This is a genomic window from Pseudobdellovibrio sp. HCB154 (assembly GCF_046267985.1).
Taxonomy (GTDB): Bacteria; Bdellovibrionota; Bdellovibrionia; order Bdellovibrionales; family Bdellovibrionaceae; genus Pseudobdellovibrio.
In genome coordinates this window covers 2,308,568-2,331,369 of the sequence record NZ_CP176530.1, presented here as the reverse complement: position 1 = coordinate 2,331,369, position 22,802 = coordinate 2,308,568, and the positions used below count along the sequence as shown (strand labels likewise).

Here is a 22,802-nt window from a genome sequence, read left to right as displayed (position 1 = left end):
GAGTTTCCTTATTTTTCAACCTGAAATTTGAAAGTGTCTTTTTTGCCTTGGTAATCAGTGGTTACAACCATTTCGACGCGATAGGCATTTTTAAAATCCACTGTTGCGACAAAAGCACCTTCTTTGGCATCTAGCTTAATCGATTCAGCTTTGCCTTTTGGTAACTTAGCTGTCGCTGTGACTTTAACGTCGGTTACGGCAAGATCAGCCCCTTCGTGACTAGCGGGATAAATTTTTAATTCAGTGCCTTTAACAACGTATTCTAGATTAATTTCTTTGCCTGGCTTAACAGTGCCACCATGATTAGCTTTTAAAGATCCTGGTGTGTTGTTATGCCCTTCGTGAGCGAACGCGGTTAATGATGTGGCCATTAGTACGATAGCAAGTGCTTGTTTAAACATTTTTTTCTCCTTCAAAGATATTTTTTTGGTTCATACGTTCAATACTTTTTTCAGCTGATTCTCTACCAAAGTGATAAAAAACCGTTGGGGTCACAAAGATATCTAAAAGGGTAGAGCTGATTAAACCACCCACGATCACCACCGCTACCGGATGTAGAATTTCTTTTCCTGGTTCTCCAGCGGCAAAAATTAAAGGCGTTAGTCCTAAGATGGCCGTTAAGGCCGTCATAAGAACCGGAACCAGTCGCTCTAATGATCCACGAATAACCATATCTTTAGTGAATTTTTCGCCTTCGTACTTTAGTAAATGCAAGTAATGTGAAATCATCATAATACCGTTACGAGAAGCGATCCCGCACAAGGTAACAAAGGCCACTAAACTTGCGATAGAAATAGTTTTATCTGTTAAATAGATTCCCACGATGCCACCGATAAAGGCCATCGGGATATTGAGCATAACTTGCACAGAAATAAACGTTGATTGAAAGTGCATATAAAGAACAAGAAAAATTCCAAGTAAAGATAAAATGGCCAGTACGACCATCAATTTAGCCGCTTGCTGTTGGCTTTCAAATTGCCCACCGTACGTGATGAAATAGCCTTCAGGCAGTTTGATTTTATCAGCGATTTTATCTTGAATTTCTTTAACTAATCCATCTAAGTCGCGGCCACTTGAATTGGCTAAAACGACTATGCGGCGCTGGGCATTTTCTCTATTAATAATATTAGGCCCTGTTGATTCGTACACGTCAGCCACTTTTTCGACGGTGATTTTGCTTCCATCAGGCATGGTTTTAATGGCCGTGGCTTTAATAAGCTCCAGATCATTTCTTGATTTTTCATCAAAACGCATTAAAAGATCGATGCTTTTTTGTCCTTCTAAAATTTGCCCGACGACCTCACCTTGTAAGGCTTTTTCCATAAGCCCTGAAAGTTCACCCACCACAATACCGTATTTTAAAGCTTCTTCACGTAAGAGTTGAATTTTAACTTGTGGAATTAAAACCTGTTGTTCGATTTGTAAATCCGTTAGCCCGCTTGTACCTTCAATGGCTTTAAAGATATCAGAAGAAACGGTACGAAGTGTTGTCAGGTCTGGGCCAAACACTTTAACGGCGATCTGCGCACGCACACCTGAAAGTAAATGATCTAACCGGTGAGAGATCGGTTGACCAATGTTGACAAACACATTTTCAATCGCAGCCAAGTTAGTTCTGATTTCATTTAAGGCGATTTCACGTGACCGTCCGCCTTCTTTAAAATCAACATCAATTTCTGAAGAATGTACACCTTCAGCATGTTCATCTTGTTCTGCGCGGCCTGTGCGGCGTGAAACAGATTTAACTTCCGGTGTTTTTAAAATCAGTTCTTCAGCTTTTCGTCCCAGTTTATCAGATTCCTCTAAAGATATTCCTGGCTGGGCCATCATAGAAATAGTTGCCGTACCTTCGTTAAATTTTGGAAGGAAATCTCGGCCCATTTGGGTTGCTAAAATAACCGCCGCTAGAAATAAGACAGCAGTAATGCCGATGACGGCGCGTGGATTTTTTAAGGCTTTTTCTAAAAGTTTAAGATCTAAATTTTTTAGGACTTTAACTAAAGAGCCTTCTTTGTGCTCTTGCAAATTTTTATTATTTAAAAGATATGAACAAAGGGCCGGGGTCACAGTTAAAGAAATCACCATCGAAGCTAACAGTGAAACGATGTAAGCAATACCGAGCGGAACAAATAATTTTCCCTCAATACCTTCCATTGTGAAAAGCGGGATAAACACTAAACAGACAATAATGGTAGCAATTACAATCGAATTTCTGACTTCACTTGAGGCTTCGTAAATAACTAGGAGCGAATTTTTAGGTTTTTCAAGAAGACGATTTTCGCGTAAGCGTCTGAAAACATTTTCAACATCGACGATGGCGTCATCAACGAGTTCTCCGATCGCGATAGCCAACCCCCCTAAAGTCATTGTGTTGACGGATAAACCAAAAATTTTAAAAACAATCGCTGTTAAAACAAAGCTTAACGGAATGGCCGTCATCGTGATAACCGTTGTTCTTAGGTTCATTAAGAACAAGAATAGAACAATTAAAACTAAAACCACGCCATCGCGAAGCGCTTCTTTAACGTTCTCAATCGATGACTCGATAAAGTGAGCCTGTTTGAAAAGATCAGGGCTTAACTCGACACTTGGTGGCAGAACCGCTTTAAGCTCTATTAATGCTTTTTCAACTTCTTTAGTTAACTCAATCGTGCTGGCGCCCGGTTGTTTTTGAATACTTAAGATCACCCCATTTTTGGCATTGATGCTGGCGTCACCGCGCAGAGTTTGCGGAGCTTCTTGCACAGAAGCCACTTCTTTAACAGTCACAGGTTTTCCTAAGTGAAATCCCACCACTGAATCAAGAATTTCTTCTTTGTTACGAATGGCGCCGATGACGCGAATCAGAGATTCATTTTTTTCAATATTGATAAAGCCACCAGTTGAATTAAGGCTTATTTTCGATAAATTATTTTCAATGTCATCGATAGAAAGTTGAAGCTTTTGAATTTTTTCAGCAGACAATAAAATCTGGTACTGTCTTACTCCGCCCCCGATGGCAATAACTTGTGCAATACTAGGAATACTTAACAGGCGTGGGCGAATCGTCCAATCGGCTAAGGTTCGTAAATCCATAGGTTTTAACGCCGGATCATTTGAGGTAAGACCTACCAGTTGAATTTCTCCCATGATCGACGTAATTGGTCCCATAATAGGAATAATATTTTTAGGAAGTTTTTCCTGGGCTAAAGAAAGTTTTTCCTGCACAAGTTGTCTATTTCTGAAAGTATCTGTGCCCCAAGCAAATTCAACATAAACAATGCTAAGGCCAACACCTGAATTAGAGCGAGTTCTTTCAACGCCGGGTAGGCCATTTAGAGCTGTTTCCAGAGGAAACGTCACTAATGTTTCAACCTCTTCAGGAGCAAACCCCTGAGCTTCGGTCATAATTGTAACAGTGGGGCGATTGAGGTCTGGAAAGACGTCGACCGGAAGATCTCTTGTCAGCCAGCCGCCATAGGAAACAATCAGGGCGGCTGAGGCGATGATAAGTAAGCGATGCGAAAGCGAAAATTTGATAATGCGGTCTAGCATTCAGTAAGCCTTTGTATGTCTTAGTGTGTATCGTTGTATCTACTATGACTGCCATAGTGCTTTTGTGACAAATTAAAATTTATTTTTGAGCTAAACTCTTCGTACACCAAGGTCCAGCTGGTTTTAGTTGCTCTTTGAAATAGCCGATAATTTGTTCATATGAAACTATCGTTTTTTGCTATTTTTCTTTCTTTATTTTTTACATTATCTTCGGTTGCGGCAGAAAATTGTAGCTTACGAACTGATCCGCTCACAGACCTTGTTAAATTAAACTGCGAAGAAGCAAAAGCTTCAACTCAATGTCAGAAAGTGTATCAAGAAATTAAAGATGCCGGTGGCGATGCTTCAGCACGATCATTGGTTTGTGACGGCGGGCAAAATCAAAACTGGTTAACGGCATCCGCTGATTGGGCCACGGGTTGTTTGATCGGGGTTGGCGATTATTTTGTAAAACTAGGCACAGCACTGGGTGAAACAGCCGCACAAATTATGTTAGAACGTGAAGAAAAAGCCGCAGAGCTTGCAGTCTGTGATAAAGATTTAAGTAAGAAAAAACTTCTTTACGAAGATTATAACAGCCGCGTGCCCGAAGTTTTGCGTATTACTCAACCAACAGAATCAGAACTTCAAGATATAAAGTGTGAAAAAATTCAAACGAATATCGTTATGGAGCAGCGAAAGTTATCTATGCGTGCTTTTAAAAAAGTGCGAGCACGCTTAAATGACCGAACAGCGACTTATACTCCAGAAGAGCAACAGTTTATTGATTGGACAAACAAGATTAACACACCAAAAGTAGATGATAACGTGATTGATCTTGCTAAAGCTCATTTAAAAAAAATGGGTGTGCAGTACGATTGTTATAACAACAAATACCAAAAAGCTCTTATTTGCGAAGCTTTGGCCGAAGTCGCTCCCACTTTGTGGGGAGCTGCTAAAGCAGGTGCTGCTGGAGTAAAAGCAGCGCGCGCCCAACGTTTAGCTAAATTAGCTGGTGTTAAAAAAGTAGATGATTTCGTAGCTGATGTAAACGCTGCGGAACGTGCAACAGCAGGTCCTGGTGGACGTATCACCAATGCAGCTGATAAAGAACGAATTCTTGCGAGCGCTGCAGGGCTAACGCCAGAAGAGCGAATCATGGCTTTAGAAAAAATCAGAGGTAAACCTTTATCAAAACGTGAAGCTGAACAATGGCTTAAAATGCACGATGTCGGAACGAAAGACGGTCGTGGTTTTGGAACCTACACTAAAGAAGATATTGATCTCAAACAAAAGTTAGCTTCAGAAATTAATCCTGATACAGGCAAACCTTATTTCACTGATGAAGAAATTAAAATTGGTCTAAGAAACGGTATTACTGGTGCTCAAGATAAAGGATCACTTGCTAAAGTAACTCCTAAGAATGCTCGTGAAATGTATGCTGCTCGAGCTAGAGAGCAAGATTATTCACAATATCATCGCTTACACGGTGAGGCCGCCGCCGCTGAAGGAAAAATCAGCGAGGCTTCTGAGGCCTACAACAGCGCTTACAAAGCTTACGTCAGAGAAAATAAAATCGATCTTAAAGATGCCAACTCTGCTAAACGCAGTCTTTCTAATTTGTCAGAACGTCAGTTAAGTGAGCTTGAAGAAACAGCTGCCAGATCCGGACAAGTGCAGCAGATCAACGAAGTCACAAAAGCAAAATGGAATAAGATTGAAGCCGATATTAAAAAAAGCTATTCCGGAAAACCTGGCTACCAAGAAGCCGTGACTCAGCAAGTTCATTATGAGTACAACAATTTAAGAGAGCTCACTTACAGTAAAAACCCAATCGTTAAAAAAGCGGCCGAAGAGAAATTAAAATCTCTTAAAGCGGCTTATCCGGGCCTTAAATAGTTTAACTCATTGTAATCAAAAGCAATGGTTGGTTACTCTGTAGAATCATTGGGCCAGCCCCTCTATTCGAGAGGGTGCGCGATGAAAGCATGTCGATAAGTGTTGGTTTTTTTAACGGGTATTTTACTTTGCCGGTAATTTTAATTTTTGTGGGCTTAAAACTAACTAAAGAAAATTCGCCCTTAATATCGAGGTTATGTTCTCCGGCAGGGAGTAATATTTGGTGGTCGTTCAGTAAAAAAGTGATTCCAGTGTTTTGGCTTAAGCGATAAAGTTCACCAAGATTAAATAGCCTATGGTCAAAACGATTTTCGTTTTTTAATTCTGGAAACAGGCCATAGGTTTCAACCAATGAAATATTTTTAGGTAAAAGTCTTAAAGCATGAAAAAGATCTGACTCGTTTTTTCTCTTTTTTAGTTTTATCTGCGGTTTAAAGCTTGCTGAATCTTGATCGCCGATACTTAACCAGTTTGTAGCTTTTTTAAACTGGGTCTTTTGGTGTTTTAGGCCGCCATCGATAAAAATCACTAATGTATCGGGGCTATAAGTTAGCTTACGGTTTTTATTTTCTTGGCAGGGGCCAACTAAAATAGCTTTTTGCATAGACGAAGTTCCTTTTTTTTGTTAACTGTACCAAAAAAACTAGGGGTGGTTGCAGATAATTCTATTTGCCGCCTGAGAATACACCCTATGAACCTGTCAAGATAATGCTTGCGAAGGGAATATACAATGTCACAGTCATCTGTGGGTGCTGCACGCGCTCAAACAACAATCCATCAACTTTTAAAAAACTACACGATCTTTGAAATGGTCTTTATTTGCGTTTCTTCTGTAGCGCTAGGGGTGGCCTTCTGGGGGTGGACATTTGCCTATGAAATCACAAAACCCGCGTTAAAGCTTGTCGGTTTAAATTACTTAGCCGCAGGCTTTTGGATATTTGCTTCGGTATTTACTCCATTAATTATTCGCCGTCCTTTTGTAGCGATTATTGCTTCGGTCATCGCCGCCGGTGTTGAAGGAGTGATTACCCACTGGGGAGCGATGGCTTTAGTTTGGGGTTTGGTTCAAGGTTTAGGAGCTGAAGTTATTTTTGCGGCCACGGGTTATCGTAAATGGTCTTTGTATACAATGCTTGCGGCTTCAATGATGTCAGCCACAGCCAGCTTTGTTTTGGATTATTTTTACTATGGTTATAGTCAAATGGCTTTACCCCTGCAGTTGACACAATATTTATCATTTGTCATGTCAGCAGCGGTGTTAGCAGGATTGTTAAGTCACATCTTATTTGTACGTCTAAAAAAGCTTAATTTATTAAATCGCTATTTAGCCCAAAATATTTAAGTGTTGCGTCTTTCAGAATTTAAATTCTTCTATCCAGAAAGGGCTGAGGCGACTCTTGCTTCAGCCCAAAGCATTGAGTTACCTGAGCGGGGATTGCACTTAGTCACAGGCCCTTCGGGTTCTGGCAAAAGTACGCTTTTAAGTTTAATTAAAGGCTTAACCCCGCATTACTCGCCAGGAGTATTTACCGGTAAAATACAGTATAAGAACGAACTTATAGATAAAGATTTTGTTCATAAAAAACAAAATGAAATTGTTTATCTTTTTCAAAATCCGTTAAACCAAATTATTTACCAAAATCCTAAGTTAGAATTTTGTTTCACTGCTGAAAGTCAGCAAATTTCTTACGATCACTTTGTGAAACATAAAACTTCTTTAGAAGAAGCATTTAACTTAAAAAGCCTTTGGAGTAAGAAAACAACCGAATTATCTCTTGGCCAAGCGCAAAGGCTTTTATTAAGTTCTCTTTTAGCCACGCAGCCTAAAGTGTTATTGCTAGATGAACCAACAGCTTTTATGGATCAGCCGGCGCGGCAAATTTTTTATGAACTGCTGGCCGAGCTTAAAGAAAAGTATTTAGTTTTACTTGTCGATCATCATCTTAATGAAGTGCAAAGTATCGTTGATAGTTTTGTAGTGGTCGACCAGCAAGGTATGGTGACTCACCAGCACGAGTTAACACGTAAGCCAAGTTTTACTTTTGCAAATTTGAAATCGCCGAATTCACCCTTAAAAAATGGCGAAAGTTATCATATTTATTTCGAACAGGTCAGCTTCGCTTACAAGAAAGACCAACCTGTTTTAAAAGATATTTCACTGGTGATGCAGGCTCCTGAAATCATTGCCATTCGCGGTGAAAATGGGTCAGGTAAAAGCACTTTGCTTAAACTTATTGTTGGCGCTTTAAAACCTTCTTCGGGCCAGATTAGGCAAAGTGGCCGCGCCAAAGACATCACTAAAAATATGGGTTATGTCATGCAAAACCCAGAGGATAATTTTATCTGCGATACTGCAAATGAAGAATTGTTAGAAGCAGACAAAGAATTTATAACTAAATTTTTTCCGTATAAAAATTTAAATGTATCTCCTTATTCGCTCTCTGAAGGCGAGAAAAGGCGTTTATCTTTACTGGTTCATCTAAATTCAAAGAAAAAAGTTATACTGTATGATGAACCTACATTTGGACTTGATCTGAAGAATAAATATTTTGTCGCTGAAAGTTTACTGAAATTTCGAGCCCAAAATATTCTACAAATAGTGGTCAGTCATGACGAAGAATTTATAAATTCTGTGGCAGACCGGGTATTTACTTTAAAAGACGGAAAAATTTATGAAACTTGATTACCGTCTGATTTATCCAGAAAAAATTCACTCGGCCATCAGCGCTTTAGTATTGTGTGTAGTCTTAATAGGGTTATTTGTTTTTAGTCAGCCCTTGGTTATGCTGGTGCTGTTTGGCTTTACCGTAGTTTATTTTCTTTATCTGGGGCTTTCGGTCTTGCGGTTCATTAAAATTTCACTGTATACGGCAAGTTTTACCGCTCTTTACTTATTCATGGTGCTGCTTTTTCCGAATGTTCACCGGGCTTTTGATATTTCAGTTTTTATTCGTCTATTTTTTGTATCAACGCTTTCAGTAAGTTCGTTAGAAGTTATTTATGGAGAGGTGATTTTATTATACCTAGCCCAGCATAAAAAATGTCCGGTCATGCTTATTTATCCGCTGTTGTTTTCGTTAAGCTCAATCGGTCTGTTTAAGCAAAAATTTGAACTTTACCGTTTAAATCACCAGCTGCGGCAAACCAAAGGGTGGGTTTTGCCTAAAATACTTTTTCAGTTTTTAGTGTTCACCTTGAAGTTTTCAGAAAGTGGAGCTTTATCGCTTATTGCGCGCGGGTTATCTGAAAATAAATTTTATTATTATGATTTTTCTATAAAAATGCGTTAATATTGACCTATGCCACATATTCGCATACGCGCCATGACAGAATCGCAAGTTAGAAGCTTAAGCCAAGTTTTACCGCACGAGCTTTCAAAGTTAATGAACACACCAGAAGATAATTTTACTGTCGAAAAAATACCGACAGTTTTTTATCGCGGCGGAGCTGTTGTTGCTGATGGTGAAGGTGACCCAATGATTGAAATTCACTGGTTTGATCGCGGGGCTGAAATGAAAGCTACGGCGGCCCAAAAGGTGACTGAACTTGTGCGTGGCGTTTCAAGATCAGAATATATCGCGGTCGTTTTTTTTGATTTACCAAAATCAAATTATTTTGAAAATGGGACACACTTCTAAGCGGTGTATCCCATCCCATTTGTTATTTTACTGTAAGTTTAAAATTTCTTCTAAAATATTTGGATCTAGTTTTTGATTGTTCTTGCTGCACGGTGAAGAACTTAACGGAACCCATAAAAAGTCAGGGTTTCCTGAAAGCCAGTTACCACCGGTAATTTCGCCCATTTCATTTACTTTAATTGTGTATCTATATCTTCTGCGTTCAGCAGGGGCGACACCGGTTTTTTGATTTCTTACTTTGTCGTAGTGGTGAAGTGAAACCACTGTAGTCACTTTATAAGTTCTTGATCCGGTTTTGGTAATCGTCATGTCGTAACCAGAAATTACCGCGTTGTTTACAGTGGCGCTTCGGTCATAATCAGTGGCCACGGCTTTTTGCAATTGGCCGATGTAATAAACTAAAGTTTTGTGAAAAATGGCTGGGCGAATATCACTCATATTATCGCCATCACCTCTGTATCTAGAGCCAAAAAATGTGTGCGTGACACAGAAGTCTCTTTCAGACAGGAGTGCTTTTTGATCTAACGTAGAAAATACAATACCTGAAGTAGGATCTTTTTTTTCAGTCACAGGCTCTTCATTTAGAATGGCCGCGGCAGCCCAACCGTTGCAGTGGCCCTCCCACACTTCACCGGTCCAACCGTGGTGGTTGCGTTCATAGCGAACTGAATTGGGGCTTGTGCCAGTTCTGGCTTTAACATAAGCATCGTATTTTCTTAATGAACTCGCAATTGTTTGCCCGCGTTGCGGAAACCAATAACCACGCCACGGTAAGTGCGCAGCCTGCGCTTTGTAAGTGCCTTCAGAGATTGTCATCGGTGTATCTTCGACCTGCTGGCTTAGCAGCGCTTGCAGGTTGCCATAAGCTGAATCGGTTGTTGTATCAGATAATTTAAGCGACATGCGCACTTCAATTTTAGGTTCTGTTAACGGAATTGAAAAAGGATTAAATTCTGTCGCTTTAACTTTGTGAGCTTTTAACTGACCATTAAATAAAGAGTAGTGAGTCAGATAACCATCTTGCCCCACAAATAAAGTTAACTCAGGTTTTACTTTGCCAGAAGTGACCATATAGATCATCTGACCTTTTTTCGGTGTTTCAACATTTTGATAACACCATGTTTCCGCGTCAGTCAGCTTTGATTCGGTGGGCTTTTCAACAGCTTCAACGCTCCCAGGCTTGAATAAATAACAGTGGGGCGAACTTTCAGCTCCCAGTGCAGTTAAGGACATGAGTGAGACGAATAGGACAATGAATTTGTTCTTTGATGGCATTAAAGGCCTCCGGTTAGTTTTTCTGGAACAAAAAAGCAGAATTTATGCCGTGGCGTTTATTTACTTAATTTTTTTTTGGATAGATATTTTTGTGCTGTGGAAAAGAAAACGCTCTTCACCAGATTTTCGAAAGCGGCCGCAAATTTTTCCGGAAAGCCTTTAACTTTCGGGTTAGCCATTTTTATTATTCTGGCCTGGCTCATTTCAGGACCATTCTTTGATTTTAGTGACACGTGGCAATTAATCATTAATACCAGCACAACCATTATTACTTTTTTAATGGTTTTTTTAATTCAAAGTACACAAAACCGCGATACGGCGGCGATTCAGATTAAATTAGATGAACTCATTCGCGCCACCCAAGGGGCCCATAATGCTTTATTAGATTTAGAAGAATTAGAAGATTCAGAAATTTCTAAGCTTCGCGAAAATTATGAAATGTTGGCCGAAAAAGCCCGTAAAGATTTAAAAGCGGGCAAAGTCGATACTGAAATGCCAGATATTAAGAATTAAAAAAAACGCCGATCACGAAGATCGGCATTTTTAGTTTCAACTTAGAACTAAATAAAATTATTTAGCTAAGAATCTGCAGTGTTGGCCAACTAAGTTAGCTGAAATGCCAGATCCAACAGATACAGTCTCGCCAGCTGCAACAGCTAAGTCGATTCTTTGTTGAACAGTTACTTCGCGATCTTTACCAACACGTCTTTCCATGTTGTAAACAACGTATTTGTAAGTTTTAGTTCCACCGTTGTTAGTAACAGTGCAGTGGTATTCGCCACCAGAAAAAGATAATTTTCCGTACGTGCTAGAAAGCGCGTGGGCAGACATTGAAGCTACAGTAGCTAATAATACGATAACAGTTTTCATAAATCCTCCGTTTGTGTGGCGTTGTTATAAAGTGATTTTAAAAATGTGGTCAAAGTTACTAGATACAAGAACTACAACGCGTTGTTAAATTCTGTTAGCGCTGAAAAACGTTAGCGATGGATAACGCTATTTGATTTTCAACTACGAATTCATTTTGCTTGCTCACATCAGCAGGTGCACAAAGCCGGAGCGTTTATAAGAATTATTAACGCTGATTCTTTCAAAAAAGTTTCCGAAGTACATAAACTCGCTATCACGGTAAAGCTGGATATAGAAATTTTTATCGCAGCTTAGAATAAGAATTGCAGCTGAGTCGTCAGTGATACCTTTAAGGTGTTCTGAAGATTTGCAACTTTGCGTGCGTTCGCCAAATTTGAGACTTAGAGTTTCTGCAGATATACTCCAATCAAAATCAACTTGTTCGCGGCCATCATAAAATTCGATCAAACCACCTCTTAGCTTTTTTAAATTTTGCAAAACCTGAACATTAAGCGGTTGTCCACTTTTAAAGGCCGAATTTATATCTGTGATTGCAGCGGCTATAATTTTCTTTCGCGTGTCTGCAAAACTTGTGTTTGTAACCGCAGTATCTGTGTTTTCAGGTGGTTTTTGTGCCGGAGGCGTTTCAGCTATTGTATCTGTAGCAGTAGCAGTTGCTGGCTGCGGTTTAGCTGGTGCCACCTCGTTAGCGGTGTGAGCAGCCGCTTGCGCTTGAATTGGTGCTTTGGTTTTAACTTCGGGCTGTGCAGTGTCTGTTTCAGCTTCTTCGGTAGAAACGGGTGTGGCAGTCTTTTGGTTTTTTGCAAAGAACCAATAAGTGGCCATGAATACGCAGGTTATAACAAGTAAACTCTTGAATGAAAGCTTCATGGCTAAATTATGCAGAAGTTTTCCGGACATTAACATCATTTTATTTAGTGACTGTGCTTATGTAACAGCTAGTATGATTCTATGAATTCAAAAAATGACGTTACTTTTACAGGTTATCAAAAGTTCGTAGTCGCACTTTTGGCTTTTCTTCAATTTACTATCATCCTTGATTTTATGATTATGGCGCCGTTAGGGGCGCTCATGATGCCAGCCCTTAAAATGGACCCGTCACAATTCGGTGTGGTTGTTTCAGCCTACGCTTTCAGCGCGGGGATTTCGGGAATTCTAGCTTCAGGTTTTGCTGACCGCTTTGACCGTAAGAAGTTTCTGCTTTTCTTTTATGTAGGATTTATCATAGGAACTTTTCTGTGTGCTATCGCCCCAAGCTTTCACTTTATGGTGCTGGCAAGAATTGTAACTGGTCTTTTCGGTGGCGTTGTTGGTTCTGTAGTTTTAGCCATTGCCGCTGATGTGTTTGATTTATCACTACGTGGCCGCGTGATGGGGTATATCCAGACAGCCTTTGCAGCCAGTCAGATTCTGGGTCTACCGGCTGGATTATATATTTCAAACCTTTGGGGATGGCATGCACCGTTTTTTATGATCGTTGCGATCAGTGCATTAGTAGGCGTAATCATTGTGGTTTACTTAAAACCAATTGATGCCCACGTGAAAGCAGCTCGTGTTGATCACAATGCTTTAAATCACATGTTAACAACCGTTTCTAATACAAAATATCTTTTTGCATTTGCGGCCACAGCTTTGATGTCAATCGGTGGATTTATGTTAATGCCGTTTGGAACTGATTTTACGGTACAGAATCTTAAACTTACGATGGGTGATTTACCTTTAATCTATCTGGTAACGGGAGTCGCAACGATTTTTATTGGTCCTCTTGTGGGTAAGATGAGTGACTCATTCGGTAAACTAAGAACATTTATTTTTGGCGCTATTCTATCTGCCGTGATGGTTGTGTATTACACAAATATGGGACCAAGCTCTCTAATTACAGTGATGATCGTAAATACGGTGATGTTCGTCGGAATTTTCTCACGCATGATTCCATCACAGGCTCTGATGTCAGCTTTGCCAACGCCTGCTGATCGCGGAGCCTTTATGGCGGTAAGCTCTTCGTTACAGTCGATTTCAGGTGGGATTGCCGCGGTGATAGCGGGATATATCGTTGTAAAAAGGCCTGATGGATTTTTAGAGCACTTCGATATTCTTGGTTATGTGTTAGTAGGCACAGTGACAGTGACGGTATTTATGATGAAATTCATCAACGATAAATATATTCGTCATGATCCATCAGTTATGAAGAAGAACTGATGGCAGATACGCACGAACAATAAACGGTTAAATTTTATTTTCAGAATAAAATTTCTAGTAAACAAACTCTAAAAAAATGAAATTTATCCAACGCGCTATGAATATTTCTAGTCTAAAAGACAGATTTTAGAGTTGCGCGTTTATTTTTTTTCTTTACGGCGGCTTGGTGCTTCTATACTTATAAAGTGAAATTTAATGTTTGTTAGGGTGCAACTTTTGTTGCAGTATTGGAAAAGTAGGGTCGCTTTTCGCTGAAAGGTGACCTATGCGCTTTAACGTCGGCTTATTTGGATTTGGAAAAACGGGATTACTCGTAGCCCAGGAACTAGCTAAAGACTCAGACTTCAATCTCAAATGGGTCATGAAAAAAAATGTTAATCCCAACACGCTTTATGCGAGTCACTCACTAGGTTATACCGAAAAATTTGCACCATTTGTTTCAGTCGATATGTTTTGCGAGAATTTTTTGAAAGCAAATCCTGTCGATATTGTCATAGATTTTTCAGTAGGTGGCTCAACAAAACTTTACAGTATTCTCGCTGCTCGCGGTGTCAAAGTAGTATCAGCAATCTCAAATTACTCGGCTCAAGAAATCGAGTTAATCAAGATAGCCAGTCAACAAACCGCGGTCTTGGCTTCTCCTAATATTACACTGGGTATAAACTGGCTGCTTATCGCTTCGAAGTTACTTAAACAGATTATTCCAAATGCGGACGTTGAAATTGTAGAAGAACATTTCAGAAATAAAAAAGAAGTTTCAGGTACAGCATTAAAAATAGCGGAACATTTAGATCTTGATGAGAAAAATCATGTAAATTCTATTCGCGTAGGTGGCATCGTCGGAAAACATGAAGTGATTTTTGGACTTCCGTACCAAACTTTAAGATTAACTCATGAAAGTGTTAGTCGTTCGGCTTTCGGAACAGGTGCAATATTTGCGGCTAAATGGCTTATGGAGAAACAATCTGGTCTATACAAAATGGAAAATGTTTTTCAAGAAAAGTTTCTCACGCATATCCAAAATTTAGGATTATAGAAATTTTTCTAGAATCTGTTTTAATTCGATGGAGGAACTGTGTTTGCGTTGCTTAACAAAAAATTGATTTTAGTATTAGTCTGTGCTGACTTGCTTCTAATGCCTACTTTTTTAATGGCTAGTGAAGCTGCTGAAGATGCGAAGTCGATAAACTTTGATAAGATTTTAAATCCCGCCTACAAAAAAGCAAAATTCAGAATAACCACAGCAACAAAAAAAGAAGATGTTCATCTAGAATTTGAAGCCTTCAAACTTTCAGGAGGAAGTTATTCGGTATATAAGACCAATAGCTGCGATTTGAAAAATTTTTCGGCGGCAAAGCTAAAGAAGTTAAACGCTAATGATCTATTTTTTTCATTCACAACTAAGTCTGGAAATATTTTTGAAGAACGTAAAATTGATTTTCGAACATCTTCAAAGTTTAATCTGGGGATATTTTCTTTTGCTTTGATTAAAAATGGAAATCCAAAAACTGCAATCATCTGCTTTTCTCAATAGTTTAAATTTACTGTCTCAATTTGAGAAATGCTACTAAACAACTTTAGTTGATTTATTCTCCCGAGGTATTCTAATACTTCGGGGGAGAAATCTATGTCGTCTAATTTTTTAGTAGCGGTATTTTTCGTAGCCTTTACTTCGTTAGCAGCTAAGGCTGATACGAAACTAGATTCAAGAGGACCTTATTTGGTGATCCAAACAGGTCGAGTAACAATCCATAAAATAAATAAAAATGGCGAAGTTCAAGTCTTTCGCTACGATTCATCGAGTGGCCAGGCCGCATTTCAAAGAATAGAAAATGAAGCCGCAAGTCACAGTCTAGAGAAGGGTAGTTTTAAAACTTCAGACAATAAAGCGATTGTTGATTGGGCAAGTCTAATAGACGGTTACACCTATGGCACGATGTTCGGTCCTCCCGGAGAAGAACTTTTCGTGATCGAAACTTCAAAATTTAAAAACAGAAGAAATCCTGATTACGAAACTTTTAAAAATCTTTGTGACAAAGTTTCTTTTGTTCCTGCGGGAAGATAAAAGTAAAAAACCTGCTTTTCAGCAGGTTTAATATTTCGCCCAGAGGCTCATTTCCGTCGAAACTTTCTTCAGTCGCAACCGAAGAACAATAATATATAAAAAGAAAAAATTGGTAGTGAGAGGCGGACTTGAACCGCCGACCTACGGATTATGATTCCGTTGCTCTAACCAGCTGAGCTACCCCACCACCGTCAAAGATATTCAAAGTGAACGTTAGTTTTAAAGGCGAACCGAACCCTTGTCAAACAAGTGCCCGAAAATTTCTTAAAAACCTATTTTTTAGGCGCTGTTTCGCTAAATAGCGGTAATTTGCTAACCTGATCGTACCATTTTTTCAAATTGGGAGCTGTTGATAGCCAGTTTTCTTGCGGGAAACGAATGTCTGCATAATCAATCATCGCAACGACACTGATCTCGCCGATAAAAAACTCAGACGTTCCAAGCTTTGAAGCTACCGAGTCGAAGTACTGAAATGACAAAGTCATTTTCTCTTTCTGTTTCGCATCCCACTCGGCACTTTGAAGCTCAGGCGGGCGAACCGATTCGTACCTACGAAGTAAAGTGGCATCAGTGCAACCATCAGCTAAAGCCTCAAGCTTACGTTGAAAGAAGTAAGCTTGTTCTTCTTTTGGGTAAATCGAGCCTTTCACAGATTTGGTGTTTAAATATTCGCAGATCACCGGAGAATCCACCACGGTTTCGCCGTTAGCTAATAACAAAGCGGGGATTTTACCTAACGGGTTAGCCTTTTTTAGTTCAGGCGTGGGCGTAAACTTTCCGTCGGTCATTAGATCAATGGTTTCGATTTTATCTGTTAGGCCTGTGATAATCGCTGTGGCCATCACCTTGCGGGTGTAGGGAGAAAGATTGGCGTAATATAATTTCATGAAGGGAACGCTATCACGCCGCGAGCCGCGGCGGAAGCACCTAACCGAAGTTAGTGCTACCAGCCAGCAGGGGCTTTACGTTTGCGTTTTTTAAGGTTGAACGGCTTTGCCTGTTGAGGCGCCGAGTGGTTTGCAGAAGTAGTGTTTGCAGTATTCGAAGTTTCAGTTTTAGTGTTCGAAGTTTTCGTGTTGTTCATTTCCATTTTGCCTCCTTTCTTGCTTTTTTGTGTCTAAATCGACACACTTAAGAGTATACCAAGGGGCTTTGAACTAACCTAGGTCTAAGTGGAATAGCTCTGTGCTCCCAGACGTTTTGTTAATTGCAGCAAGGCGTCACAGTCGTTATCGACAAAATAAGTGGTATTGAGTTTACGCAAAGCATTCAACTCTTCAGTTGACCCTGATGAGGTGCTTATGACCTTGTCCCAGATGCCCACAGATTCAGCTTTAAAATGGATGTCAGTGATTGCCTTTAAAGTCTTAAAAAGGTGAATCGGGTGCGAGTTCATATCCGAAATCAGGTAAGAAAAATCCCCCTCAAACTCGGGGTTTTCTGAAATTTTAGGCCAACAATCGGCCGCATGTGCCCCAGCCACGAATTTGTAAAACCCAAGTTGGCTGACGAAGTGTTCGGGCTGTGAAAAATAGTGTTCGGCATGAACGCAGTCATGCAGCCAGAAGCTTAAAGGGTCACGTTTTCCGAAAAGCTTGGTCGGCCAATTTTGATAATCATTTTTAAAAGTGATAATCCTTCGTCCTTCGCACTGGATCTGCAAAAGCTCAGAAGGCGATGGTTCGTACTCTAGTACGGTGATCGGGTATTTTTGGGTGAAAATAAAATACATCGCCCTTTGCAAAACTTCAGGCAGCGGTTTGATTTTTACCGTTCGTAAAAATTCAGAAAACGAAATATCTGTCGGTAATTTTTTTGGCCAATCGATCTTTAATTTTTGAGTTAATTCATAAGGTAAAAAATGGGGAATTGTGTCTGCATTATTGCGAGGCAAAGTGGAACAGATTCCGCCAAACCAATCCTGTGGTCTTCGTAGTAAACACAGAAGCGCTGCCCAAAGCATGACCTCTGATGTCTTATCCCAGTGCAATTTTACGATCGCCTCATCAATGATCCTAAACGAATCTTGATAATGTGAGTAAAAAGACGGCGCGCAGAATAGGGGTTTGAATGAATCTTTCATTTTCTGGTTGAAATCTCTCTCTTAATTTAATGAAATGTAGCCAAGTTGTATTCAAACTTCAAGGAAGGGGTTGAAGAATGATGACGAGCCACCAGATCAGAAATCTTTTTATTACAGGCATGATGCTGTTTGCGGTGCAGTCGTACGCGCTTAATGCATCAATTGCGACGACATCGGCGTACCAAGAGCTTAGCCAACAAGCGACATCTGAAACTTTTAAATACTCTCATTATTTTGTTTTTGCTCCAGCTACCGGCGAAACTATTAATTTAGCGGCTTTCGCTAAAGTGAATGCGACTTTTCCGCTTCCAGCAAAAGATTATGATCGCGATAGCCAATTTGGTGAATGGATCAGACCAATTAAAAATTCATGTCTAAATACACGCGGTGTGGTTTTACAACGTGATTCAAGTGTAGGTGTATCAACAAACAGCAGCTGCACAGTGACTGCAGGGCAATGGTATGACCCTTACACAAATAAAAACTACACTGATGCTGACGATATCCAAATTGATCACGTGGTGGCTTTAAAAAATGCGTACATGACGGGGGCTCATACCTGGTCAAATGCTAAACGCTGTTTATACGCTAACTACTTAGGTAATGATTTTCATTTATTATCAGTTAACGGCCCTGAGAACATGCGTAAAAGCGATAAATCTCCACTTGAATGGACTCCGCCGAATAAATCTTTTATTTGCGAGTACTTACGTACTTGGCTAGAAATTAAATACATCTGGGAGTTAAAGTTAACTCCGCGTGAAGTCGCTGCGATTGAAAATCAATTAAAAGAGAATCAATGTTCTACAGAAGATATGACTGTCTCTACCGCTGAAATTCAAGCGAACCGCAGATATATGGAAGCTAACAAAAACCTATGTCAATAGAAGTTCTCTCAACGGTGTTTTTGGCTTTTGCTTTAGTGCATAGCTTTTTAACGCCAGTCTTTGCAAAATTAAGTAAAAAGTTTCCTGCTGATTCAATCGGTGAATCTTTTTTTCACCTACTGGCTGAGGTCGAAGTGGTCTTCGGTTTCTGGGCAGGTATCTTTTTAACGGTTTGGGCCATTATAGAAGGTCCGTCGAAAGTGATTGATTATCAGCAGTCTCTGAATATGACAGAACCTTTATTTGTGTTCTGTATTATGATTCTAGCTTCAACTCGGCCGATCGTTACGATCGCGCGTACATTTTTACTTTCTATCGTGCATGTGTTGAGTCGCATTGTTCCTGTAGATGAAAAAATCATCCAAATTTTTGTGCTTTTAAGCTTTGGTCCGATGTTAGGGTCGTTGATTACTGAACCCGCAGCAATCACTATCTTAGCGTTATTACTCTACCGCATGCTGGATAAGGCCGACGAAAAATTGCTTTACGGCGTTTTGGCTCTTCTGTTTGTGAACATTTCTATCGGTGGCGGTCTTACGCACTTTGCGGCTCCGCCGATTTTAATCGTGGCTCAGAAATTCGGCTGGGGTTTAAAAGACGTTTTTGTCAATTTAGGTGAAGCCGTTATTTGTGCGGTTTTTGTGAATGCCTTGTTGTTCTGTTTAGTTTTTAAAAAGAAAATTTCCGAACAGATTTCGAAGTTAGAAGCGGAACATTACCCAATGCCTTGGTGGGTTATTATCCTTCACGTGTTACTGATGGTTTTTGTTGTGATGAGTTCTCATTATCAAAATGTTTTTATGAGCTTATTTATGGCTTTCATCGGCTTAACGACCGTAACTAAGAAATACCAAGACGGGTTAAAGTTTAAAGAGGCTTTTTTAGTCGGCTTTTTCTTGGCCGGTTTAATTATTTTTGGTTCGATGCAAAAATGGTGGTTAACACCGATTTTACAAGTCATTACAGATAAGGCGTTGTTCTTTGCAGCCACCGGTTTAACAGCCGTGACCGATAATGCAGCGTTAACTTACTTAGGATCGCAAGTAGAAAGTTTAAGTAATTCGTCGAAATGGGCCTTGGTATCAGGCGCCATTACGGGGGGCGGTTTAACAATTTTAGCTAATGCTCCTAACCCAGCAGGTTTTTCTATTCTAGCGTCGCGTTTTCCAAACTCTAGCTTAAATGCGGTGAAGCTATTACTGGCGGCGATTGTTCCAACGGCCATAGCTTGCCTATTTTTCATGTTGCTCGGAAATTTCTAAAAAGCGGCGCTTTCTAAACGGTAGGCCGTACCTTATTTGTTTTGGAATTTTAATTCTACGAGGGTTCCTGGGGCTGGTTTTTCGACAAATTGAATTTCGCTTTTGTGAAGAAGCGCGATCTTTTGTGCGATCGCTAATCCCAAACCGAAACCTTTGGTGTTACTTGAGGTATCAGCGCGGCTGAAGCGGTTAAACACCTGAGCTCGTAATGATTCAGGAATACCTTGGCCGAAATCTTCAACCGTGAGTTTATTCGCTGATTTTTCCCAATCAAGTTTAACTAAGATGGCTTGGCCTTCAGGTGAATACTTAATCGAATTTTCGATCAGATTCATAACTAAATTTATCAGTAAATCAGCGTCACCTAAAATCGGGGCGCGCTGTTCTTGGTTTAATAAATCAAAAGAAATCTGAATGTTTTTAGTTTTTGCCAATCTTTGTAAGCGAGAAATCACATCAATTAGAATTTCATCTAAGTAAATTTCTGAAAACTGCAAAGCACTTTCGCCGGCATCAATGCGGGCTAATAAAAGCATATCTTTTACGATACGTGAAAGATTATCTACTTCTTGCAATAAACTTTTATAAACCTTTTGCTGAGCTTCATCTTGAGTTGAACGGGCATTGGTTTCAATTTCGCCTTTTAAAATCGTCAGTGGTGTTAACAGCTGATGAGACGCATCGGCTACGAAACGTTCCTGCGAAGTAAACGCTTTTTCAATACGTTCGAGCATCTCGTTTAAGGTTTCTGCTAATTTTCTGATTTCATCACGCGTGCCTGGAAGCGGAATACGCTCATGTAAATCTTCAGCACGTAAACGGTTCGTAAACTGAATCATCTCTTGCACTGGGCGAAGGGCACGCGAAGCAAAGAATAATCCCGCTAAAATGGCCACTGCTAACACCGCAGGTAAACCAAATTGCAGAATATTTTTTAACTGGCGTGTTTGTGTTTCTAAGGTCACGCGCGGGGCTGCGATTTGTAAAAACAAGGTCGGGTTCGTTTCGCTATCTAACGGAAAAGTAATAACCCGGTAAGTGTTCGCTTCGGCCTCAGGAATCACATCCGTGTCATTAATAGTTACGTATGCCGAATCAGCGCCTTTTAAAATCTTTTTCACTTCGGTTTGAAACGGCGGAAGGAATAACCCGAAATTACCACTGCGACTTAAAATTTCTCCAGAAATATGGCGCACTAAAATAAGCGCAGTTCCTGATGGGAAAGGAAAGATCTTTCCTTCTTCCATGATTAATTGGGGTAAATTTAAATCGATCGATGGCCCGTATTCAATCGTTTGAGAAATATCGATTGAGTAGTTGTAAAGAGCATTATCAAAATCATGCAGTAAGGATTCATTCAACTTATAATACGCAAATAACGAAAATAGAATCGTTGTTGATCCGTAGATCACAACAAAGAGGGCTGTTAAACGAACGCGTAGACTAAGCCTTTTCATGGCTATCTTTTAAAACGTACCCAACGCCAACGACAGTTTGAATTAATTTTTTTGAAAAACCAGCGTCGACTTTTTTACGAAGTAAATTGATGTACACATCAATCACGTTACTTTCAGAATCAAAATGAATATCCCAAACATGTTCAGCAATTGAAACACGGCCTAACGGGCGTTCAGGGTTTCGCATAAAGTATTCTAAAAGCGAAAATTCTTTTGCGGTAAGTGTAATTTCTTTACCTTCACGTAAGACTCTACGGTGAATTAGATCTAACTCTAAGTCTGAATATTTTAAAACTGAATTTACACTAGTGCCTGAAGAGTTACGGCGTAACAACGCACGCACGCGAGCTAATAATTCATCAAAAGCAAAAGGTTTTGTTAAGTAGTCATCAGCTCCGGCATCAAGACCATGCACTTTATCTTTTGTTGTCGCTAATGCAGTTAACATTAAGATCGGACCTTGAAATCCGTCTCGGCGAATGTGGCGGGCGGTATCCATGCCGTTTTGGTCAGGCAACATCACATCTAGAATAATCAGATCATATTCTGAACTTGCGATATAACTTTCGCCGGCAGATCCACTTTCAGCGATATCTACTGAATAGCCGACTTCGTTAAGCCCACGTTTTAAAAACTGGGCGGTTTTTGCTTGGTCTTCGATAACTAAAATACGCATTACTCATGCATATTTGCGCGTTTATTAATGGTTGGCCAGAATAAAATAAGTACGGAAACACCTGTCAAAATAAACGCGTAAATCGCATTACTTCCTAAGTGCTCGTTAAATAAGAAATAGGCAAAAATAGTCGCGATAATCGGTTCAATTAGTTTTCCACAGCTCATAAGTCCTAAATTCATGTGTTTGACCAGGTAAGTAAAACTCATATGCCCTAAGAAGGTTGGAAAGATAATTAACCCCAGAACTGACCACCAAGAAATCGCATCAAAGCCGGTCATCGGTGCGTCGGTTGAAAGAACCGCAATCGCAAACATTAACGCGCAGGTTGAGTACTGAATTAACGAAAAGTCGTTATTGGCCATATGTAAACGAGCTTTTTTACTGGTTAACATATAAAGCGCATAGAAAAACGCAGACACTAAGGCCGCCACGTTTCCTAAGTGGTTTTCGGGAGTTAGTTGAAGATTTTGCGCAACTAACATGAATACGCCGATCAGCGCCAACATGTAGGAATAGATCACGCGTGGTTTGATGTATTCTTTAAAGAACACTTGTCCGCCTAAGGTAGCCCAGACAGGGTTAGTCGCAAAAAGAATCATCGTATTGGAAACTAAGGTGTGCTTTGAGGCATATTTGTAAGTCCAAAGGTGAAGAAAGAAAAAGAATCCCGATGACAGCGCCCAGACAAGGTTTCTGTCAAAATTAATTTTTTTTAATTTCTTAGCAAAGAGCATGTAAAGAAATAAGAGAAGAGATGCCCCAGCTAAACGGTAAAAACCTAAGGTCACCGACGACATATGATTAAGTTTTGCCCAATTTGGTGACGTTGAGAGTGAAACTAAGGCTATAAAATAAAGACTTATGTGCAGCATGTTAAATCTTTGAAATGTTTAGGAATTCGATCATGCTTTTTAGTGTAAACGAATTTTATTTTTTAACAAGAATTCTGCTAACACAGATTCAACTAAGAAATAC

At 39.9% G+C, this 22,802-nt stretch carries 24 protein-coding genes, 1 tRNA gene and 1 riboswitch; of the genes, 12 read left to right on the top strand and 13 right to left on the bottom strand.

Translation table 11 applies throughout. The features are described 5' to 3' along the window. Positions 1-8 precede the first annotated feature (8 nt). Entirely contained in the window at positions 9-401 is a 393-nt protein-coding gene (locus ACKWCF_RS11310; protein ID WP_409477698.1) for a hypothetical protein, read from the bottom strand. Then, the gene (locus ACKWCF_RS11305) at positions 394-3,534 is read right to left on the bottom strand and encodes an efflux RND transporter permease subunit (RefSeq protein WP_409477697.1); all 3,141 of its coding nucleotides are present in this window, start codon (positions 3,532-3,534) and stop codon (positions 394-396) included. The genes ACKWCF_RS11310 and ACKWCF_RS11305 overlap by 8 nt, the downstream gene beginning before the upstream one ends. Positions 3,535-3,693: 159 nt before the next feature. Between ACKWCF_RS11305 and ACKWCF_RS11300 the strand changes: the two genes are divergently transcribed. After that, positions 3,694-5,412 carry a hypothetical protein gene (locus tag ACKWCF_RS11300; RefSeq protein ID WP_409477696.1) on the top strand — a complete coding sequence of 573 codons (1,719 nt, stop codon included), beginning with the start codon at positions 3,694-3,696 and terminating at the stop codon, positions 5,410-5,412. Position 5,413: 1 nt separating this feature from the next. Here the strand turns inward: ACKWCF_RS11300 and ACKWCF_RS11295 are convergent, their stop codons facing one another. Continuing rightward, positions 5,414-6,016: a hypothetical protein gene (locus ACKWCF_RS11295; protein WP_409477695.1), complete on the bottom strand. Its 603-nt coding sequence runs from the start codon at positions 6,014-6,016 to the stop codon at positions 5,414-5,416. Positions 6,017-6,047: 31 nt separating this feature from the next. Then, a riboswitch (TPP riboswitch) is annotated at positions 6,048-6,152 on the top strand. On the opposite strand from ACKWCF_RS11295, the gene ACKWCF_RS11290 reads away from it, so the two are divergent. The 4 genes from ACKWCF_RS11290 (at position 6,143) to ACKWCF_RS11275 (ending at position 9,050) form a co-directional block, all read left to right on the top strand. Next, positions 6,143-6,754 (top strand): ECF transporter S component, encoded by a 612-nt coding sequence (locus ACKWCF_RS11290; RefSeq protein WP_409477694.1) that lies wholly within the window; start codon positions 6,143-6,145, stop codon positions 6,752-6,754. Its footprint overlaps the riboswitch before it by 10 nt. Then, positions 6,755-8,095 (top strand): ATP-binding cassette domain-containing protein, encoded by a 1,341-nt coding sequence (locus ACKWCF_RS11285; RefSeq protein WP_409477693.1) that lies wholly within the window; start codon positions 6,755-6,757, stop codon positions 8,093-8,095. Beyond that, on the top strand, positions 8,085-8,702 hold the full coding sequence (locus ACKWCF_RS11280; RefSeq protein ID WP_409477692.1) for a hypothetical protein: 618 nt from the start codon (positions 8,085-8,087) through the stop codon (positions 8,700-8,702). The genes ACKWCF_RS11285 and ACKWCF_RS11280 overlap by 11 nt, the downstream gene beginning before the upstream one ends. Before the next feature lie 9 nt (positions 8,703-8,711). Beyond that, positions 8,712-9,050, top strand: a complete 339-nt coding sequence (locus tag ACKWCF_RS11275; protein ID WP_409477691.1) for a DUF1904 family protein — start codon at positions 8,712-8,714, stop codon at positions 9,048-9,050. A gap of 27 nt (positions 9,051-9,077) precedes the next feature. Here the strand turns inward: ACKWCF_RS11275 and ACKWCF_RS11270 are convergent, their stop codons facing one another. Continuing rightward, positions 9,078-10,283, bottom strand: a complete 1,206-nt coding sequence (locus ACKWCF_RS11270; RefSeq protein ID WP_409477690.1) for a hypothetical protein — start codon at positions 10,281-10,283, stop codon at positions 9,078-9,080. Between the two features lie 138 nt (positions 10,284-10,421). Between ACKWCF_RS11270 and ACKWCF_RS11265 the strand changes: the two genes are divergently transcribed. Next, positions 10,422-10,838 carry a low affinity iron permease family protein gene (locus ACKWCF_RS11265; RefSeq protein WP_409477689.1) on the top strand — a complete coding sequence of 139 codons (417 nt, stop codon included), beginning with the start codon at positions 10,422-10,424 and terminating at the stop codon, positions 10,836-10,838. A gap of 57 nt (positions 10,839-10,895) precedes the next feature. Here ACKWCF_RS11265 and ACKWCF_RS11260 read toward each other — a convergent pair whose 3' ends face one another. After that, positions 10,896-11,195, bottom strand: coding sequence for a hypothetical protein (locus tag ACKWCF_RS11260; RefSeq protein WP_409477688.1), 300 nt, complete (start codon positions 11,193-11,195; stop codon positions 10,896-10,898). 162 nt (positions 11,196-11,357) lie between these two features. After that, a complete protein-coding gene (locus ACKWCF_RS11255; RefSeq protein WP_409477687.1) occupies positions 11,358-12,104 on the bottom strand; it encodes a hypothetical protein in 747 nt (248 codons plus the stop codon). A gap of 42 nt (positions 12,105-12,146) precedes the next feature. On the opposite strand from ACKWCF_RS11255, the gene ACKWCF_RS11250 reads away from it, so the two are divergent. The 4 genes from ACKWCF_RS11250 (at position 12,147) to ACKWCF_RS11235 (ending at position 15,459) form a co-directional block, all read left to right on the top strand. Further along, complete coding sequence (locus ACKWCF_RS11250) at positions 12,147-13,394, top strand: MFS transporter (protein ID WP_409477686.1); 1,248 nt, start codon at positions 12,147-12,149, stop codon at positions 13,392-13,394. Between the two features lie 265 nt (positions 13,395-13,659). Then, positions 13,660-14,430 (top strand): 4-hydroxy-tetrahydrodipicolinate reductase, encoded by a 771-nt coding sequence (locus ACKWCF_RS11245; RefSeq protein ID WP_409477685.1) that lies wholly within the window; start codon positions 13,660-13,662, stop codon positions 14,428-14,430. Between the two features lie 39 nt (positions 14,431-14,469). Then, the gene (locus tag ACKWCF_RS11240) at positions 14,470-14,928 is read left to right on the top strand and encodes a hypothetical protein (RefSeq protein ID WP_409477684.1); all 459 of its coding nucleotides are present in this window, start codon (positions 14,470-14,472) and stop codon (positions 14,926-14,928) included. Between the two features lie 93 nt (positions 14,929-15,021). After that, positions 15,022-15,459, top strand: coding sequence for a hypothetical protein (locus ACKWCF_RS11235; RefSeq protein WP_409477683.1), 438 nt, complete (start codon positions 15,022-15,024; stop codon positions 15,457-15,459). A 110-nt stretch (positions 15,460-15,569) separates the two neighbouring features. Here ACKWCF_RS11235 and ACKWCF_RS11230 read toward each other — a convergent pair. The 4 genes from ACKWCF_RS11230 to ACKWCF_RS11215 form a co-directional block, all read right to left on the bottom strand. Continuing rightward, positions 15,570-15,646: transfer RNA gene (locus ACKWCF_RS11230), tRNA-Met, on the bottom strand. A gap of 85 nt (positions 15,647-15,731) precedes the next feature. Beyond that, positions 15,732-16,346, bottom strand: a complete 615-nt coding sequence (locus ACKWCF_RS11225) for a glutathione S-transferase family protein (protein WP_409477682.1) — start codon at positions 16,344-16,346, stop codon at positions 15,732-15,734. Between the two features lie 56 nt (positions 16,347-16,402). Then, the gene (locus ACKWCF_RS11220) at positions 16,403-16,549 is read right to left on the bottom strand and encodes a hypothetical protein (RefSeq protein WP_409477681.1); all 147 of its coding nucleotides are present in this window, start codon (positions 16,547-16,549) and stop codon (positions 16,403-16,405) included. Between the two features lie 78 nt (positions 16,550-16,627). After that, positions 16,628-17,542 carry a hypothetical protein gene (locus ACKWCF_RS11215; RefSeq protein ID WP_409477680.1) on the bottom strand — a complete coding sequence of 305 codons (915 nt, stop codon included), beginning with the start codon at positions 17,540-17,542 and terminating at the stop codon, positions 16,628-16,630. A gap of 77 nt (positions 17,543-17,619) precedes the next feature. Between ACKWCF_RS11215 and ACKWCF_RS11210 the strand changes: the two genes are divergently transcribed. Then, positions 17,620-18,429: an HNH endonuclease family protein gene (locus tag ACKWCF_RS11210; RefSeq protein ID WP_409477679.1), complete on the top strand. Its 810-nt coding sequence runs from the start codon at positions 17,620-17,622 to the stop codon at positions 18,427-18,429. Continuing rightward, positions 18,420-19,691, top strand: coding sequence for a putative Na+/H+ antiporter (locus tag ACKWCF_RS11205; protein ID WP_409477678.1), 1,272 nt, complete (start codon positions 18,420-18,422; stop codon positions 19,689-19,691). Before ACKWCF_RS11210 ends, ACKWCF_RS11205 begins: the two co-directional genes overlap by 10 nt. Before the next feature lie 32 nt (positions 19,692-19,723). Here ACKWCF_RS11205 and ACKWCF_RS11200 read toward each other — a convergent pair whose 3' ends face one another. The 3 genes from ACKWCF_RS11200 to ACKWCF_RS11190 are packed head-to-tail and all read right to left on the bottom strand — an operon-like array spanning position 19,724 to position 22,699. Continuing rightward, positions 19,724-21,148, bottom strand: a complete 1,425-nt coding sequence (locus ACKWCF_RS11200) for a sensor histidine kinase (RefSeq protein WP_409477677.1) — start codon at positions 21,146-21,148, stop codon at positions 19,724-19,726. After that, positions 21,135-21,824, bottom strand: coding sequence for a response regulator (locus ACKWCF_RS11195; RefSeq protein ID WP_409477676.1), 690 nt, complete (start codon positions 21,822-21,824; stop codon positions 21,135-21,137). The genes ACKWCF_RS11200 and ACKWCF_RS11195 overlap by 14 nt, the downstream gene beginning before the upstream one ends. Further along, a complete protein-coding gene (locus ACKWCF_RS11190; RefSeq protein WP_409477675.1) occupies positions 21,824-22,699 on the bottom strand; it encodes a DMT family transporter in 876 nt (291 codons plus the stop codon). Before ACKWCF_RS11190 ends, ACKWCF_RS11195 begins: the two co-directional genes overlap by 1 nt. Between the last annotated feature and the right edge of the window lie 103 nt (positions 22,700-22,802).

Bases quoted from the DNA above. Each gene is read 5' to 3' on its own strand.
- ACKWCF_RS11220 (WP_409477681.1), bottom strand. From the start codon at position 16,549: ATGGAAATGAACAACACGAAAACTTCGAACACTAAAACTGAAACTTCG.
- ACKWCF_RS11295 (WP_409477695.1), bottom strand. From the start codon at position 6,016: ATGCAAAAAGCTATTTTAGTTGGCCCCTGCCAAGAAAATAAAAACCGT.
- ACKWCF_RS11290 (WP_409477694.1), top strand. From the start codon at position 6,143: ATGTCACAGTCATCTGTGGGTGCTGCACGCGCTCAAACAACAATCCAT.
- ACKWCF_RS11305 (WP_409477697.1), bottom strand. From the start codon at position 3,534: ATGCTAGACCGCATTATCAAATTTTCGCTTTCGCATCGCTTACTTATC.
- ACKWCF_RS11235 (WP_409477683.1), top strand. From the start codon at position 15,022: ATGTCGTCTAATTTTTTAGTAGCGGTATTTTTCGTAGCCTTTACTTCG.
- ACKWCF_RS11300 (WP_409477696.1), top strand. From the start codon at position 3,694: ATGAAACTATCGTTTTTTGCTATTTTTCTTTCTTTATTTTTTACATTA.
- ACKWCF_RS11210 (WP_409477679.1), top strand. From the start codon at position 17,620: ATGATGACGAGCCACCAGATCAGAAATCTTTTTATTACAGGCATGATG.
- ACKWCF_RS11215 (WP_409477680.1), bottom strand. From the start codon at position 17,542: ATGAAAGATTCATTCAAACCCCTATTCTGCGCGCCGTCTTTTTACTCA.
- ACKWCF_RS11200 (WP_409477677.1), bottom strand. From the start codon at position 21,148: ATGAAAAGGCTTAGTCTACGCGTTCGTTTAACAGCCCTCTTTGTTGTG.
- ACKWCF_RS11275 (WP_409477691.1), top strand. From the start codon at position 8,712: ATGCCACATATTCGCATACGCGCCATGACAGAATCGCAAGTTAGAAGC.
- ACKWCF_RS11205 (WP_409477678.1), top strand. From the start codon at position 18,420: ATGTCAATAGAAGTTCTCTCAACGGTGTTTTTGGCTTTTGCTTTAGTG.
- ACKWCF_RS11195 (WP_409477676.1), bottom strand. From the start codon at position 21,824: ATGCGTATTTTAGTTATCGAAGACCAAGCAAAAACCGCCCAGTTTTTA.
- ACKWCF_RS11270 (WP_409477690.1), bottom strand. From the start codon at position 10,283: ATGTCCTTAACTGCACTGGGAGCTGAAAGTTCGCCCCACTGTTATTTA.
- ACKWCF_RS11280 (WP_409477692.1), top strand. From the start codon at position 8,085: ATGAAACTTGATTACCGTCTGATTTATCCAGAAAAAATTCACTCGGCC.
- ACKWCF_RS11255 (WP_409477687.1), bottom strand. From the start codon at position 12,104: ATGATGTTAATGTCCGGAAAACTTCTGCATAATTTAGCCATGAAGCTT.
- ACKWCF_RS11245 (WP_409477685.1), top strand. From the start codon at position 13,660: ATGCGCTTTAACGTCGGCTTATTTGGATTTGGAAAAACGGGATTACTC.
- ACKWCF_RS11190 (WP_409477675.1), bottom strand. From the start codon at position 22,699: ATGCTGCACATAAGTCTTTATTTTATAGCCTTAGTTTCACTCTCAACG.
- ACKWCF_RS11250 (WP_409477686.1), top strand. From the start codon at position 12,147: ATGAATTCAAAAAATGACGTTACTTTTACAGGTTATCAAAAGTTCGTA.
- ACKWCF_RS11225 (WP_409477682.1), bottom strand. From the start codon at position 16,346: ATGAAATTATATTACGCCAATCTTTCTCCCTACACCCGCAAGGTGATG.
- ACKWCF_RS11260 (WP_409477688.1), bottom strand. From the start codon at position 11,195: ATGAAAACTGTTATCGTATTATTAGCTACTGTAGCTTCAATGTCTGCC.
- ACKWCF_RS11310 (WP_409477698.1), bottom strand. From the start codon at position 401: ATGTTTAAACAAGCACTTGCTATCGTACTAATGGCCACATCATTAACC.